The 14,209-nt window shown below is 70.5% G+C and carries 12 protein-coding genes; 8 read left to right on the top strand and 4 right to left on the bottom strand.

The features are described 5' to 3' along the window. The 8 genes from ABZ434_RS35245 to ABZ434_RS35210 all read left to right on the top strand — a co-directional run. The coding region (locus ABZ434_RS35245) for a phosphopantetheine-binding protein (protein ID WP_359145912.1) at positions 1–857 on the top strand (857 nt) is incomplete at its 5' end. A gap of 67 nt (positions 858–924) precedes the next feature. After that, on the top strand, positions 925–1,143 hold the full coding sequence (locus tag ABZ434_RS35240; protein ID WP_359145910.1) for an MbtH family protein: 219 nt from the start codon (positions 925–927) through the stop codon (positions 1,141–1,143). A 56-nt stretch (positions 1,144–1,199) separates the two neighbouring features. Further along, the gene (locus ABZ434_RS35235) at positions 1,200–2,015 is read left to right on the top strand and encodes an alpha/beta hydrolase (RefSeq protein ID WP_359145907.1); all 816 of its coding nucleotides are present in this window, start codon (positions 1,200–1,202) and stop codon (positions 2,013–2,015) included. A gap of 137 nt (positions 2,016–2,152) precedes the next feature. Next, positions 2,153–3,094: a TauD/TfdA family dioxygenase gene (locus ABZ434_RS35230; RefSeq protein WP_359145904.1), complete on the top strand. Its 942-nt coding sequence runs from the start codon at positions 2,153–2,155 to the stop codon at positions 3,092–3,094. Between the two features lie 98 nt (positions 3,095–3,192). Continuing rightward, positions 3,193–4,326, top strand: coding sequence for a 4-hydroxyphenylpyruvate dioxygenase (gene hppD, locus ABZ434_RS35225; RefSeq protein WP_359145901.1), 1,134 nt, complete (start codon positions 3,193–3,195; stop codon positions 4,324–4,326). Between the two features lie 23 nt (positions 4,327–4,349). After that, a complete protein-coding gene (locus tag ABZ434_RS35220; protein ID WP_359145898.1) occupies positions 4,350–5,465 on the top strand; it encodes an alpha-hydroxy acid oxidase in 1,116 nt (371 codons plus the stop codon). 14 nt (positions 5,466–5,479) lie between these two features. Continuing rightward, the gene (locus tag ABZ434_RS35215; protein WP_359145895.1) at positions 5,480–6,802 is read left to right on the top strand and encodes a PLP-dependent aminotransferase family protein; all 1,323 of its coding nucleotides are present in this window, start codon (positions 5,480–5,482) and stop codon (positions 6,800–6,802) included. 43 nt (positions 6,803–6,845) lie between these two features. Continuing rightward, on the top strand, positions 6,846–7,943 hold the full coding sequence (locus tag ABZ434_RS35210; RefSeq protein WP_359145892.1) for a prephenate dehydrogenase: 1,098 nt from the start codon (positions 6,846–6,848) through the stop codon (positions 7,941–7,943). A 116-nt stretch (positions 7,944–8,059) separates the two neighbouring features. Here the strand turns inward: ABZ434_RS35210 and ABZ434_RS35205 are convergent, their stop codons facing one another. The 4 genes from ABZ434_RS35205 to ABZ434_RS35190 all read right to left on the bottom strand — a co-directional run. Continuing rightward, a complete protein-coding gene (locus tag ABZ434_RS35205; RefSeq protein ID WP_359145889.1) occupies positions 8,060–8,908 on the bottom strand; it encodes an ABC transporter permease in 849 nt (282 codons plus the stop codon). 17 nt (positions 8,909–8,925) lie between these two features. After that, positions 8,926–9,879, bottom strand: coding sequence for an ATP-binding cassette domain-containing protein (locus tag ABZ434_RS35200; RefSeq protein ID WP_359145886.1), 954 nt, complete (start codon positions 9,877–9,879; stop codon positions 8,926–8,928). Beyond that, on the bottom strand, positions 9,876–10,103 hold the full coding sequence (locus tag ABZ434_RS35195) for an MbtH family protein (RefSeq protein WP_359145883.1): 228 nt from the start codon (positions 10,101–10,103) through the stop codon (positions 9,876–9,878). The genes ABZ434_RS35200 and ABZ434_RS35195 overlap by 4 nt, the downstream gene beginning before the upstream one ends. Beyond that, positions 10,103–14,209, bottom strand: a 4,107-nt coding sequence (locus ABZ434_RS35190) for an amino acid adenylation domain-containing protein (RefSeq protein ID WP_359145881.1), incomplete at its 5' end; no start/stop codon positions are given. The genes ABZ434_RS35190 and ABZ434_RS35195, both read right to left, overlap by 1 nt.

Genomic DNA, 14,209 nt, shown 5'->3' with positions numbered 1-14,209 from the left:
TCTCCAACACCCAGGTGTACGTCCTCGACGACCACCTCGGCCCCGTACCCCCCGGCGTCCCCGGCGAGCTCTACATCGCCGGCACCGGAGTAGCCCGCGGCTACCTCAACCGCCCCGGCCTGTCCTCCGAACGCTTCGTCGCCGACCCCTACGGCACCCCCGGCACCCGCATGTACCGCACCGGCGACATCGTCCGCTGGAACCACAACGGCGACCTCGAATACCTCCGCCGCGCAGACGACCAGGTCAAGATCCGCGGACACCGCATCGAACTCGGCGAAATCGAAACCGTCCTCACCGCACTCGACACCGTCACCCAGGCCGCCGTCATCGTCCGCGACGACCGCCTCATCGCCTACCTCGTCGGCACCACCGACACCACCACAGCACGCACCCACGCAGCCGGCGCCCTCCCCGACTACATGGTCCCCGCCGCAATCGTCACCCTCGACGCACTCCCCCTCACCGCGAACGGCAAGCTCGACCGCAAGGCCCTGCCGGAACCGGAGTTCACCGCTGCCGCCCAGAGCCGCGCGCCGCGCACCCCACAGGAGGAGATCCTGTGCGGGCTGTTCGCCGACATCCTGGGCCTGGAACGCGTCGGGATCGACGACAGCTTCTTCGACCTCGGCGGCGACAGCATCCGATCGCTGCAGCTCGTCTCCCACGCCATCCGCGAGGACATCGTCTTCACGGTGAAGGACGTGTTCGAGCAGCGCACGGTGGCCGGTCTCGTGTCCGTCGCCCAGGCCGGCGCCCTGTCCCGGGTCCCTGCGGCGGAGTTCGATGCCGACGCCTCACTCACCGGGCTGAGCCAGGACGAGCTGGACCTCCTCCAGTCCGAGTGGGAGGCGTAGGCCCTCCCCTCCGTCCGCCCTCACCGGGCCACCGACCCCAGTTACCGATGCACAGGGAGCAGAACAGATGGCCAACCCGTTCGAGGACCCCGAGGCCGCGTACCACGTGCTGGTCAATGCCGAGTCGCAGCACTCGTTGTGGCCGGTGTTCGCCGGAGTGCCGGAGGGCTGGACGGTCACCCTCGCGGACAGCGGTCGGCAGGTGTGCCTCGACTACATCAACGAGCAGTGGACCGACATGCGGCCGAAGAGCCTCGTGCAGGCGATGAACGCCGGCACGGACTAGCCCCCCCCCACGGCAGAACCAACCAACCTACGCACCCCAGAGCGAAAGAGATCGCCATGCCAATCGTTCCGGTCAACGGAATTCGTCTGAGTTACGAGGACTCCGGGGGTACGGGCGAGCCCGTCGTCATGGTGATGGGGTCGGGCGCCACCGGCCGGGCGTGGCACCTGCACCAGGTCCCCGCGCTGGTCGCCGCGGGCTATCGGGTCATCACCTTCGAGAACCGCGGCATAGCGCCCAGCGCCCCCTGCGCCGACGGGTACACCATCCAGGACATGGTGGGCGATGTCGTCGGCCTGATCGGGCACCTCGGTCTCCACGGTTGCCGACTGGTGGGGACCTCTCTGGGTTCGTACGTCGTCCAGGAACTGGCCCTGCGGCGCCCTGACCTCGTGCAGAGCGCCGTGCTCCTCGCCACCCGGGGGCGCGTGGACGCCATGCGCCGGGCGCTGACGCGGGCGGAGATCGAGTTGTACGACTCCGGGGTGCGGCTCCCTCCGAAGTTCGACGCGGTGGTCCAGGTGATGCGGAATCTGTCACCGCGCTCGCTCCGGAACGACGTGGAGGTGAGCGACTGGCTGGAGGTCCTGGAGGCCACGTCCGGGAGCGTCGCCGGGGAGCGCGCGCAGCTCGGCCTCGATCCGACTCCGTCACGCCTCCCGGCGTACCGGAACATCAGGGTCCCCTGTCATGTCATCGCATTCCAGGACGACTTGGTGACGCCGCCCGAGCTGGGGCGGGAGGTGGCCGAGGCGATTCCGGGAGCCTCCTTCGAGGTCATTGCCGGGTGCGGTCACTACGGGTATCTGGAGGACCCGGACTCGGTGAACAAGGGCATCGTCGAGTTCTTCCGGACCGTCACGCACGGATAGCCCGTCCGCCGCCGGCCACCGATCGCAGCCGGTCACCGTCCGTCGCGGGTCAGTGTTCGGACCGGCCCCGCACGGGGGCCGGCGGCGGGTGTCACACATTTTCCTTCCTTGAGCCAATTGATCCGATTGAGGTCCTCATGACTGAGCAGCACGGCTGGAAGCCGCTGGAGATCACCGCGGATGACGCCGGGGTCGATCCGACTCCGGCGGGTCTTGCCGAGTTCCTGGCCGACACCGACAAGATCAGCAGCATGCTCATCGCCGAGAAGGCGCTGGTGTTCCGTGGATTCCAGGTCTCGGAGAGCACACTCGAACCGGCCATGGACCTGTTGCTGCCCAACCGGCTCGCCTATGTGCACGGGAACTCGCCGCGCAGCAAGGTGGGCAGCAACATCTACACCTCGACGGAGTACCCGCCGGAGCTGACGATCTCCATGCACAACGAGCTGTCGTACGCGTACGCGTGGCCGTCCCGGCTGCTGTTCTTCGCGGCCCACGAGCCGACGACGGGCGGGGCAACGCCGGTGGTGGACGGCACGCTGTGGCTGGAGTCGTTGGACCCGGCGATCCGCGAGGCCTTCGCGGGCGGTGTCCGCTACTCGCAGAACCTGCACGGCGGGCGAGGTCTGGGCAAGAGCTGGCAGGACACCTTCGAGACCGATGACCGGGCGGAGGTCGAGGTCTTCCTGAAGGGCACGGAGGCCGAGTGGGAGTGGCGCGGGGACGGCGGGCTGCGGGTGACGCAGCTGCGTCCGTCGACCGTCCGGCACCCGGTGACGGGGGTCGAGGTGTGGTTCAACCAGTCCGACCAGTGGCACCCGGCCGCGCTCGGTGACGAGATGGCGGCCGAACTCGCGCAGATCCTGCCCGAGGACGAGCTCCCCCAGTCCGTCAGGTTCGCCGACGGGAGCGCGATCCCGGACGAGTACGTGATCGAGGTGCGGGACAAGGGGCTCGACGCGGCGGTCGACGTCGACTGGCACACCGGTGACCTCCTGCTCATCGACAACGTGCTGGTGGGTCACGGGCGCCGGCCGTTCACCGGCCCCCGCCGGATCCTGGTCGCGATGTCCGACTGAGGGACCAGGCCCCGAGCGAGCCTCCGGTGACCGCACGGCGCTCCCCGGCCCAGCACGACACAGATCTGGTCCGCCCCCTACACGAGAACAGGATCACCATGCCCTCTGAACCGATATCGTCCGCCCCCGCAGCGCCTGCCTCCACCGGCACCGGCCGCCTCGAAGGCCTGCGGCTCGACCACGTGGAGCTGTACGTCGAAGACCTCGACGACCGGGTCGGTCACTGGGTCGACAGCTACGGATTCACAGTGGTGGGCACCGCCGGCTCGCCCGAGGAGGGGTTCCGCAGCGCCGCGCTGCGTCAGGGCCGGATCACGATGGTCCTGACCGAGGGGATCAGCGACGAGCATCCCGCGTCCGCGTACGTACTCAGCCATGGCGACGGCGTCTCCGCCATCGCCATGCGCACCGACGACGTCGCTGCGGCCCACGCGGAGGCCGTCGGCCGTGGTGCGCGCTCGTTGGCGGAGACGGCCGGACACCGGGGCGGCGGGGTGGTCGCGACCGCGACCGTGGCGGCCTTCGGAGATCTGACGCACCCGCTCGTCGAGCGCGAGGCCGACGACACCGCCGGTCTGCCCGCCGGCTTCCGGCCGGTGGAGCACTCCGGGGCGCCCGACCGCGGAGTGGGCCTGCTGGAGATCGACCACTTCGCCGTGTGCGTGAACATCGGGGAGCTGGAGCCGACGGTCCGCTTCTACCAGGAGGTCCTGGGCTTCGCCGAGATCTTCGAGGAGCGGATAGCGGTCGGTACCCAGGCGATGCTGTCGAAGGTGGTGCAGAGCCCGTCCGGAGAGATCACCTTCACCATCATCCAGCCCGACCCGTCGGCCGACGCCGGCCAGATCGACGAGTTCCTGAAGAACCACGACGGGTCGGGCATCCAGCACATCGCGTTCTCCAGCGACGACGCGCCCCACTCGGTGCGCACGCTGTCGGAGCGTGAAGTCGGCTTCCTGAAGACACCCGCCGCGTACTACGAGCTGCTGGGCCGACGGCTCTCCCTGCGGAAGCACTCGCTCGACGAGCTGCGCGAGTTGAACCTCCTCGTCGACGAGGACCACGGCGGTCAGCTGTTCCAGATCTTCACGCGGTCGACGCACACCCGGCGGACCCTGTTCTTCGAGGTCATCGAGCGCATCGGGGCCGAGACCTTCGGCAGTTCCAACATCAAGGCGTTGTACGAGGCGGTCGAGGTGGAGCGGCAGCGCGAGATCGGGCAGTCGCGGTGAGCAGTGGCACAGTTCCGGCTGCGGTGAGCATCGGTGAGGTGGAGCAGGCCGCTGCCGCCGTGCTCCCCCGGCCGGTGTGGGACTTCGTGTCCGGTGGCAGTGGCGCCGAACTGACGCTCGCGGCCAACCGCACGGCCCTGGACCGCGTGCGGCTGGTTCCGCGAGCCCTGCGGGACGTCTCGGCGTGCTCGACGGCGTCGACACTGCTCGGCCGTGGAGTGGCGATGCCGGTGGCCACTGCCCCGATCGGGTACCACCAGCTGGTCCACCCCGAGGGTGAGCTGGCGGCGGCCCGCGCGGCGAAGGAGGCCGGAGTCCCCTTCACCGTGGGGACGTTGAGCAGCTGTCCGTTGGAGCGTGTCGCCGAGGTGGGCGCCACCACCTGGTTCCAGCTCTACTGGCTTCGCGACCGCGCCCTGTCGTACGAGCTGGTGCGAAGGGCCGAGGACGCGGGGTGCTCGGCCCTGATCCTGACGGTCGATGTGCCGTGGATGGGCCGGCGTCTGCGGGACGTACGCAATGGGTTCTCCTTGCCTCCCGAGGTGCGGGCCGCCAATTTCACGGTGGACGCGGCTTCCGAGGCGCACCGTCCGGTGCCCGGGGCCTCGGCGCTCGCCTCGCACACGAGCACGGCCTTCGCTCCCTCACTGAGCTGGGCGGACGTGCAGGAGCTCCGGTCCCGGACGGAGTTGCCGCTGATCGTGAAGGGCATCCTCGACCCGGAGGACGCCGTGCGGGCAGCCGAATGCGGCGCGGACGCGGTGGTGGTCTCCAACCACGGCGGGCGCCAACTGGACGGTGCGATTCCGTCCGTCGACGCGCTCGAAGCGGTATGCGCCGCGCTCGACGGGCGCATCGAGGTTCTGGTGGACAGCGGATTCCGCAGCGGGGTCGATGTGCTGAAGGCTCTGGCGCTCGGCGCGGACGGCGTCCTCGTGGGCCGGCCTCTGCTGTGGGGGCTTGCGGCAGGTGGCGAGTCCGGGGCGCGCGAGGTCCTGGGGCTGCTGGCGGCGGAACTGCGTGACGCCCTCGGCCTGGCGGGCTGCCGAAGCGTCAGCGATGCGCGCCGGCTGCGTACCGTCAGAGGCCCCCTGCCGGTGGGCCCGGCGACGAAACACGACGAAGGGACGCCGCGGTGAGTGCCGTGCGGAACGTGACGACAGCAGATGGGGCCGCGGGTGCTGCCCAGCTGAGCACCGCGAGCCTGCACGGCTCCCTCGAGGACCCCGCGCTGGGGTCGATGAACTTCCTCAACGAGATCGCCCATCTCCACCCCGGCGCGATCTCGTTCGCGCCGGGACGGCCCTTCGAGGGCTTCTTCGAGACCGGCCAGGTCCACGACTACCTGCGGCGCTTCGAGCAGTACCTCAAGGAGGAGAAGGGGTACGACGACGAGGAGGTCCGGCGCACGTTCTTCCAGTACGGGCGCACCAACGGCATCATCCACGACCTGATCGCCGGCCATCTGCAGGTGGACGAGGGGATCTCGGTGCCCGCCGAATCCGTGGTGGTCACGGTGGGCTGCCAGGAGGCGATGTTCCTGGTGCTGCGGGCCCTGCGCTCGGACGACCGCGACGTCGTCCTGGCCGTCTCGCCGAGCTATGTCGGTCTGAAGGGCGCCGCCCGGCTGGTCGACATGCCGGTCCTCGAGGTGGCGGGCGGACCGCACGGGGTCGACCTGGCCGACCTCGCGGCCACGGTCCGCGAGGCGCGCGCGGACGGGCTGCGGCCACGCGCCTGCTACCTGGTGCCCGACTTCTCCAATCCGGCCGGTACGAGCATGGACCTGGAGACCCGGCAGGCCGTCCTGGCCTTCGCGGAGCAGGAGGATCTGCTGCTCCTGGAGGACAACCCGTACGGCTACTTCAGTGCGGACGGCGAGCGGCTGCCCACGCTGAAGGCCCTCGACCCGCACCGTCGTGTCGTCTATCTGGGTTCGTTCGCCAAGACCGGACTGCCGGGTGCCCGCATCGGGTTCGCGGTGGCCGATCAGAGCGTGGTGGGGGCGGACGGAGAGGTGGGCCTGTTCGCCGACCAGCTCTCGAAGATCAAGAGCATGGTCACGGTCAACACCTCGCCCATCGCCCAGGCGGTCATCGCGGGCAAGCTACTCACCCACGGACACAGTCTCCTCAAGGCCAACGAGCGGGAGATCGCCGTGTACCGGGGCAACCTGGAGCGGCTCCTCGCGGGGCTGCGCCGGCACTTCCCGGCGGGCGGCGGTTCAGGGGTGCGCTGGAACACACCACGGGGCGGGTTCTTCCTCGTGCTGGACGTGCCGTTCCCCGCCGACGAGAAGCTGCTCGAAGTCTCGGCCCGTGACTACGGCGTGCTGTGGACGCCCATGCGGTACTTCAGCACGGATGCCGCAGCCGCACGGCAGATCCGGCTGTCGTACAGCCTGGTCACTCCGGAGCAGATCGACGAAGGGCTCGAAAGGTTCGCCGCGCTGGTGGCCGACCTGCCGAACGGCTGACCGGCCGCATCACTCGACGTCTCGAAGTGGAGTCACGTTTCCCATGCGCACCGCAGTCATAGCCGGAACCGGCCTGATCGGCACGTCCATTGCCCTCGCTCTGCGCGAGCGGGGCATCACCACGTATCTGACCGACGCCGATCCCGCCGCGCTGCAGACCGCCGAGGCGCTGGGCGCCGGGCGGGCCGAGGAGCCGCGCGAGGTGGCGGACATCGCCATCCTCGCCGTGCCGCCGGTCCAGGTGGCACCGGTGCTCGCGTCGCTGCAGAAGCGGGGCACGGCCCGCTTCTACACGGATGTCGCGAGCGTCAAAGGCCTGCCCAGGCGACAGGTCGAGGAGCTGGGATGCGACCTGACGTCCATGGTGGGCGGGCATCCGCTGGCCGGCGGTGAGCGGTCGGGGCCTCTGGCCGCCCGCGCCGATCTCTTCGAGGGGCGCCCCTGGGTGCTGGTGCCGTCCGCCGTCACCGGCGATCCGGCGCTCAACTGTGCTCTGGAACTGACGGCGTTGTGCGGGGCCACGCCCGTGCTGTTCGACGCCGAGGACCACGACCGTGCGGTGGCGCTCGTCTCGCACGCCCCGCATCTGATCGCGAGCCTCGCCGCGGCCCGCCTCCTGGAGGGAAACGAGTCGGCTCTCCGTCTGGCCGGGCAGGGGCTGCGGGATGTCACCCGTATCGCGGGGGGCAGCCCGGCGCTGTGGACGGACATCCTGTCGGCGAACGCGGGTCCGGTCGCCGATGTGCTGGAGGCCTTCGCGGGTGACGTGCTCGAGGCGGTGGCGGCGCTGCGCCGGTCCGCCGAGGGGGGCGACGCTGCGCCGGAGCTGTCCGAGGCGCTGCAGCGCGGGGTGGACGGGCGGAGCAGGATCCCGGGCAAGCACGGGGTGCCCGATGCCGCGTTCACGGCGGTCGAGGTGTCCGTGGGCGACAGTCCTGGCGAACTGGCCCGGCTGTTCACCGACGTGGCGGCGGCGGGGGCCAACATCGAGGACATCGCCATCGACCACTCGGCGAAGCAGCTGCTCGGGCGGGCGAGTCTCGCGGTGGCCTCCGGAACGGAGCACGCGCTCGCCCAGGAGCTGCGGCATCGCGGCTGGGCCGCACAGCCCTCGCTCTGGCCGGCCGGCCGGGGCGAATAGCCTCCGGCACCAACGACAGCGGAGCCGCTCCCCCGGGGGGAGCGGCTCCGCTGTCGTTTCTCAGAAGGAGCGACCTCGTTCAGCAGGCGCGGCTGCTTCCCGGCGGGGAAGGCCGCTCAGGCATTGGGCGCCCGCTGGAAGCACTTCGCGGCCACGTAGCCGGCCAGCGCCAGCAGTACGGCGCTCGTGACGACCGCGGCGACCACTCCGAGACCCAGGTCCCAGCCCAGTGAGAGCCGCCGCGAACCGTCCACCGCGTACGTCACCGGATTGACCTTGGCAACGACCTGCAACCACTCCGGCAGCCCCTTCAGCGGGACGAACGCGCTGGAGGCGAACATCAGCGGGAACATCACCAGGACCGCGATGCTCGACATGACTTCCACGCTCCGCAGCCATGCCGCGAGCGCGATGAAGCACCAGATCAGGGACCAGATGACGAACACCGTGAGAAGCAGGGCCGCCGCCGTGCCGAGCACGCCGCCGGACGGCCGGAATCCGAAGAAGACCGTGCCGCATGCCAGCAGGACCAACAGTTCGGTGAAGACGCGCAGCAGATCGGCCAGCGAGCGGGCCACCAGGACCAGCGGCAGCCTGGTGGGCAGCACCCGGAACCGGGCCACGATGCCGTTGTCCATGTCCTTGACGAGGCCCACCCCGGCGCCCTGCGCCGAGCCGATGCCCGTGGTGACCAGCAGCGCGGGCACCAGGTAGTCGATGTAGCGCACCCCGTGGGGGAAGTCGTCACGGTTCGCCATGCTGCCGAATATCTCGCTCAGCAGCAGCAGCATGATCAGCGGCTGGAGCAGGCTGAACAGCGCGAGCCGGGTGTCGCCGTACATGGACCGGATCTGCCGGCCGGTGAGCACCCACAACTGGGCGCGGATGCTGCCGCCGCGCCATTCGGCCGTGTGGTCGGGCACGGCGACCGACGCCGTGTCCGGGGTGCGTTCCTGGAGGGCCAACGGGGACTCCCGCGATGTCAGGCCGCGCCTGCGAGGGACGTCGGCGATTGGGTGAGTGCCAGATAGACGTCGTCCAGCGACGGCTCCTTGACAGTGAGTTCGACGAGCTCGGCGCCCACGGTGTCGAGCGCCCGCACCACGGCGGCGATGTCGGCGGAGGTGTCCACCGGCGTGCTCAGGGTGTGCCGTTCCGGGTCCGAGCGGGGCTGGAAGCCTGCTGCCGCGAGCGCGCCGGTGGCCGCCGACAGGTCGGAGTCGGAGGTCAGTGCGGCATGCACCGCACGGCTGCCCAGCTCCGCCTTGAGCCGGCCACTGGTGCCCGAGGCGATGACGCGGCCCTTCGACAGGACCGTGATCCAGTCGGCGAGCCGGTCGGCCTCGTCCAGGTACTGGGTGGTCAGCAGCACGGTCGTACCGTCGGCCACCAGGCCCTCGACCGTCTCCCACAGGGCGATGCGAGTCGTCGGGTCGAGTCCTGTCGTGGGCTCGTCCAGGAACAGCACGTCGGGACGGCCCACGAGACTGGCCGCGAGGTCGAGCCGCCGTCGCATGCCGCCCGAGTAGGTGCGGGAGGGCTGCTTGGCGGCCTCGGTCAGCCGGAACAGTTCCAGCAGTTCGGTGGCCCGGGCCGCCGCCTCGCGCCGGCCCGCTCCGAGCAGCCGGGCGATCAGGACCAGGTTGCCGTATCCGGACAGGTACTCGTCGACCGACGCGAACTGCCCGGTCACGCCGATCCTGGCGCGCACCGCGGCTCCCTGCGTGGTCACGTCGTACCCGGCGACCCTGACCGTGCCCGCGGTCGGGTGCGAGACCGTGGACAGGATGTTCACCAGGGTCGTCTTGCCCGCGCCGTTGTGGCCGAGCAGCCCGAGCACCTTGCCCCGGGCGACTTCGATGTCCACACCGTTCAGGGCGTGGACATCGCCGAAGCTCTTGCAGACCCCGGCCGCCTCGATCATGACCTCGTTCAAGCCGCGTCCGCCCCGGAACCCGCCATGGCCTCGACGAGGCTCTTGGGCCGCATGTCGGTCCAGTTCTGGTTGATGTACTCCAGGCAGGCGGCGCGGTCCGTCTGGGCCAGGGCGACGGTCCAGCCCGCCGGCACCTCGGCGAAGGCCGGCCAGAGGGAGTGCTGGGCCTCGTCGTTGACCAGGACGAGGTAGGTGGCTTCCGGGTCCTCGAACGGGTTGCTCATCAGATGCTCCTCTTTCCAGTGGTGGTGTTCTCTTCGACGGTCCCGGGAACTTCGGGATCCCGTACGTGCTTGGTGAGGACCGCGGCGATCTCCGCGACAGCGGCCGGTTCGATCATCAGGTCCTCGTGCAGGAAGTCCACGACGTGCTCGGTGATGTCCCCCGACACGTACGGCCGCCAGACCTCGGCGTTGAAGGTCGCGTCGTCCCTGCTGAACGACGCGCCGGACGAGTAGAACAGGACATCGCCGGTGAACCGCTCCGGGCGAAGGCCCCGGGTCAGCGCGGTGCTGTTGACGTAGACGCGGACCGCGGCCCGGATGTCTCCGCCGGGCAGGTGTCCCAGCGGGTGGCCCTTGGCGCGTAGCTCCGCGAGTACCTCCGCCTCCCGCTCGGGGCCCACCTGCGCGGTGTCGAAACCGACGTCCGCGTTGATCTGCTCGGTGAGCTCGGCCGGGTCCCAGTCCGCCCTGGAGGGCTGCACCGGGTACGCGTCGACGATGGCGAGAAGGGCCACCTCCTGCCCCTGGCTCTGCAGCCGGGTGGCGACCCGGTGGGCAAGGAGTCCGCCCATGGACCAGCCGACGAGCTGGTAGGGACCTTCGGGCTGCACCGCCCGGATGTGCGCGCAGTACTCGTCGATCATCTCCTCGAGGGTCCCGGCCGGTGGCTCCTGGCCGAGCAGCCCGCGCGCCTGGAGTGCGAAAACGGGCAGGTCCGAAGGGAGTTGGCCCGCGAGGCGGCCGTAGCACCAGCCGATGCCGAGCGCCGGGTGCAGACAGAACAGCGGAGTGCGGGCGCCGGTGGTCCGCAGGGGCAGCACCGGCGAGAACGAGTCGCTGCTGCCTTCGGCGTCCAGTTGGCGCAGCAGCCCGGCCACGGTGGGCGACTGGAACAGGTCCCGCACCGAAACGTCCAGGTCAAGTGCCTTGCGGATGCCGTTGACGAGCCGGGTCGCCAGCAAGGAGTGTCCGCCGAGCGCGAAGAAGCTCTCCTCGGTCCCGACCCGCTCCAGGCCGAGCACCTGCGCGAACAGGCCGCACAGGATCTGCTCCTGCGGGGTGACCGGTTCCCCGCGTCCCTCCCCGCCGTACTCGGGGGCCGGCAGCGCGCTCCGGTTCAGCTTGCCGTTGGGGGTCAGCGGCAGCGCGTCGATCAGGACGACGAACGGCACCATGTACTCCGGCAGTTCCTGCGCCGCGAAGTCGCGTACCGCGGACGCCTCGGGCCGGGCGTCCGGCGCGGGCACCACATAGGCGACGAGGCGCTTGTCGCCCGGCCGGTCCTCCCGTGCCAGCACCGCGACCTGCGCCACCCCGGCCGCCCCGGCGAGTACGGTCTCCACCTCCGCGGGCTCCACCCGGAACCCGCGGATCTTGACCTGGTCGTCGGCCCGGCCCACGAAGTGCAGCAGGCCTTCCCCGGACCACCGGACCAGGTCACCCGTGCGGTACATACGGGTTCCGGGGGCACCGAACGGGTCGGCGACGAATCGCTCCGCCGTCAGGTCCGGCCGCCCCGCGTACCCGCGGGCCAGCCCGGATCCGGCGATGTACAACTCACCGGCCACTCCGGCCGGCACCGGCCGCAGCCCGGCATCCAGGACATGGACCCGGGTGTTGTCCAGGGGGCGCCCCAGGGGCAGACCGTCGGCCGCCCGGTACGGCGCCGTGACTGCGTGACTGGTGGCGCACAGCGTGATCTCGGTCGGTCCGTACAGGTGGCGCACCGTCGTCGCGGGGTTGGCCTCGATGACCTGCTCGACCGCACCGGCAGGGACGACGTCGCCACCGGTGAGGACCTCCCGGACGTGGCCGAAGGTACCCGAGAGGTCCTCGGCCATGGCCCGGAACAGTCCGGCCGTCAGATGGAGATGGCTGATGCCGTGCTCGCGGACCAGACGGTCGAGGACCGCCGCGTCCACCTCACCTGCCGGGGCGACCACGACCCGGGCACCCCTGAGCAGCGGCAGCCAGATCTCGTACACGGAGATGTCGAAGGCGTGCGGTGCGTGCATCAGGACCCGGTCGTGCGGACCGATCCCCCAGCCGCGGTGCAGGGCCAGGTCGACCACATCGCGATGGGTCACCGACACGCCCTTGGGCTTGCCCGTGGACCCGGACGTGTACATCACATAAGCAAGGCGGTCGGGCTCGATGTGCCGGGGCAGCGGTGCCGGCCGCACCCCGGAGGACTTCTCGCTCCCGGACTCAGCGGCCTTGGACTCCGCGATCCCGGACTCCTCCGCGATCAGCACTCGGATTCCGGCCGCTCGCTGTTCCGCGACCAGTTCGTGCTCCGCCAGGGCGCGGCTGATCACCAGGACCGGCGCCCGGGCCTCGTCGAGCACCGAGCGCATCCGGGCGGTCGGATAGCCGGTGTGCAGGGGTACGTACACACCGCCTGCCCGCATCACCGCGAGCAGCGCGGCCACCAGATCCGCAGACCGCTCCATGAGGAGAGCGACGGGCGTCTCGGCCCGCACCCCCAGCCCGACCAGCCGCTCGGCGAACTCGTCGGCGCGCGTGGTCAGTTCGAGATAGGTCCACCGGGTCCCGCCGCATTCGACGGCGACGGCGTCCGGGGTGCGGTCCGCCTGTGCCGCGATCAGTTCAGGCAGGGATGCGGCGGGAACCGGCGCATCGGTGGCGTTCCACTCGTGGACGATCCGCTGTCGCTCCGGGGCCGAAAGGACGTCGATCTCGCCGATCCGGAGCCGGGGGTCGGCGACCGCGGCGGTCAGCAGGCGCACCAGCCGCTCCGCGAGCTCCATGACGGTCCGCCGGTCGAAGAGGTCGAGGCTGTACTCGATCTGCCCGAGAATGCCCGAGGGCCCGCCGGATGCGGTGCGCTGCTCGGCGAGGACGAAGTTCAGGTCGAACTTCGCGGTGCCGAGGTGTACCCGCTGCCGTTCCGGCGCGACACCGGACAGATCGAGCACCGCCGTCTCGCTGTTCCAGCTCAGCGCCGTCTGGAACAGCGGGTGCCGGGACAGTGACCGCTCCGGGTTGAGGACCTCGACCAGCCGCTCGAACGGTATGTCCTGCCGGCCGAACGCTGCCAGGTCGGTGCGGCGGACCCGGTCGAGCAGTTCACGGAAGGTGGGGTCGCCGGAGAGATCGTTACGCAGGACGAGGGTGTTGACGAAGAAGCCGACGAGGTTCTCCACCGCAGCGTCGTCCCGCCCTGCGACCGGAGTACCCAGCGGGATGTCGGTCCCCGCACCCATCCGGGACAGGAGCGCGGCAAGCGCCGCCTGCACGACCATGAACGGGGTGACGCTCCGCTTTCCTGCCAGCTCGATGACAGCGGCGTGCAGCTCGGCGGAGAGGTCCAGATCGACGCTGCCCCCGCGATGGGACGGTTCGGCGGGCCGCGGGCGGTCGGTGGGCAGTTCCAGCTCTGCGGGCAGCCCCTCCAATACCGCGTGCCATGCGGCGAGCTGCTGGGACGCGAGGCTGTCGGGGTCGTCCTCGGAGCCGAGGTTCTCGCGTTGCCAGAGGGTGAAGTCCGCGTACTGCACGGGCAGCGGGGCCCAGTCGGGGGCCCGGCCCTCGACACGTGCCGCGTACGCCGTCGTCAGGTCCCGGGCCAAGGGCCCCATCGACCAGCCGTCCCCCACGATGTGGTGCATCAGCAGGAGCAGCACGCGCTGGTCCGCCCCGGTCTCGAACAGCCATGCGCGGATGGGCAGTTCACCGGAGAGATCGAAGCTGTGCCGGGCGGCCGCCGCGAGCCGGTCGTCCAGGGCCGCCTCGGTCGTGGCCACGACCTCCAGGACGGGACGGGCGCGGTCCGCATCCAGGATCACCTGGTGGGGGTCCGTGCCGTCGGTGTTCTGGGTGAAGAGGGTGCGGAGTGATTCGTGGCGTTCGACGACGTCGGCGAGTGCTGCTTGGAGGGCGGTGGTGTCGAGGTGTCCGGTCAGGCGTAGGGCGACGGGGATGTTGTAGAGGGAGCTGCCGGGTTCGTACTGGTGGAGGAACCACAGTCGTTGCTGGGCGAACGAGAGGGGGATCTGATCCGGGCGGGGCCCGGGGGTGATGGCGGTGCGGGCTGTCGAGGCGTTGGTGAGTGCTTCGGCTATGCCGGTGACGGTGGGGGTTTC

The sequence above is a fragment of the Streptomyces sp. NPDC005761 genome, assembly GCF_040630635.1.
GTDB lineage: Bacteria > Actinomycetota > Actinomycetes > Streptomycetales > Streptomycetaceae > Streptomyces.
The sequence above is the reverse complement of the archived record's forward strand: the minus strand, read 5'-3'. Positions and strand labels throughout refer to the sequence as shown.

What these genes read in the sequence shown, in the direction of transcription:
- ABZ434_RS35195 (WP_359145883.1), bottom strand. Translation starts at nt 10,103, where the DNA reads ATGAGCAACCCGTTCGAGGACCCGGAAGCCACCTACCTCGTCCTGGTC.
- ABZ434_RS35235 (WP_359145907.1), top strand. Translation starts at nt 1,200, where the DNA reads ATGCCAATCGTTCCGGTCAACGGAATTCGTCTGAGTTACGAGGACTCC.
- ABZ434_RS35230 (WP_359145904.1), top strand. Translation starts at nt 2,153, where the DNA reads ATGACTGAGCAGCACGGCTGGAAGCCGCTGGAGATCACCGCGGATGAC.
- ABZ434_RS35240 (WP_359145910.1), top strand. Translation starts at nt 925, where the DNA reads ATGGCCAACCCGTTCGAGGACCCCGAGGCCGCGTACCACGTGCTGGTC.
- ABZ434_RS35210 (WP_359145892.1), top strand. Translation starts at nt 6,846, where the DNA reads ATGCGCACCGCAGTCATAGCCGGAACCGGCCTGATCGGCACGTCCATT.
- hppD (WP_359145901.1), top strand. Translation starts at nt 3,193, where the DNA reads ATGCCCTCTGAACCGATATCGTCCGCCCCCGCAGCGCCTGCCTCCACC.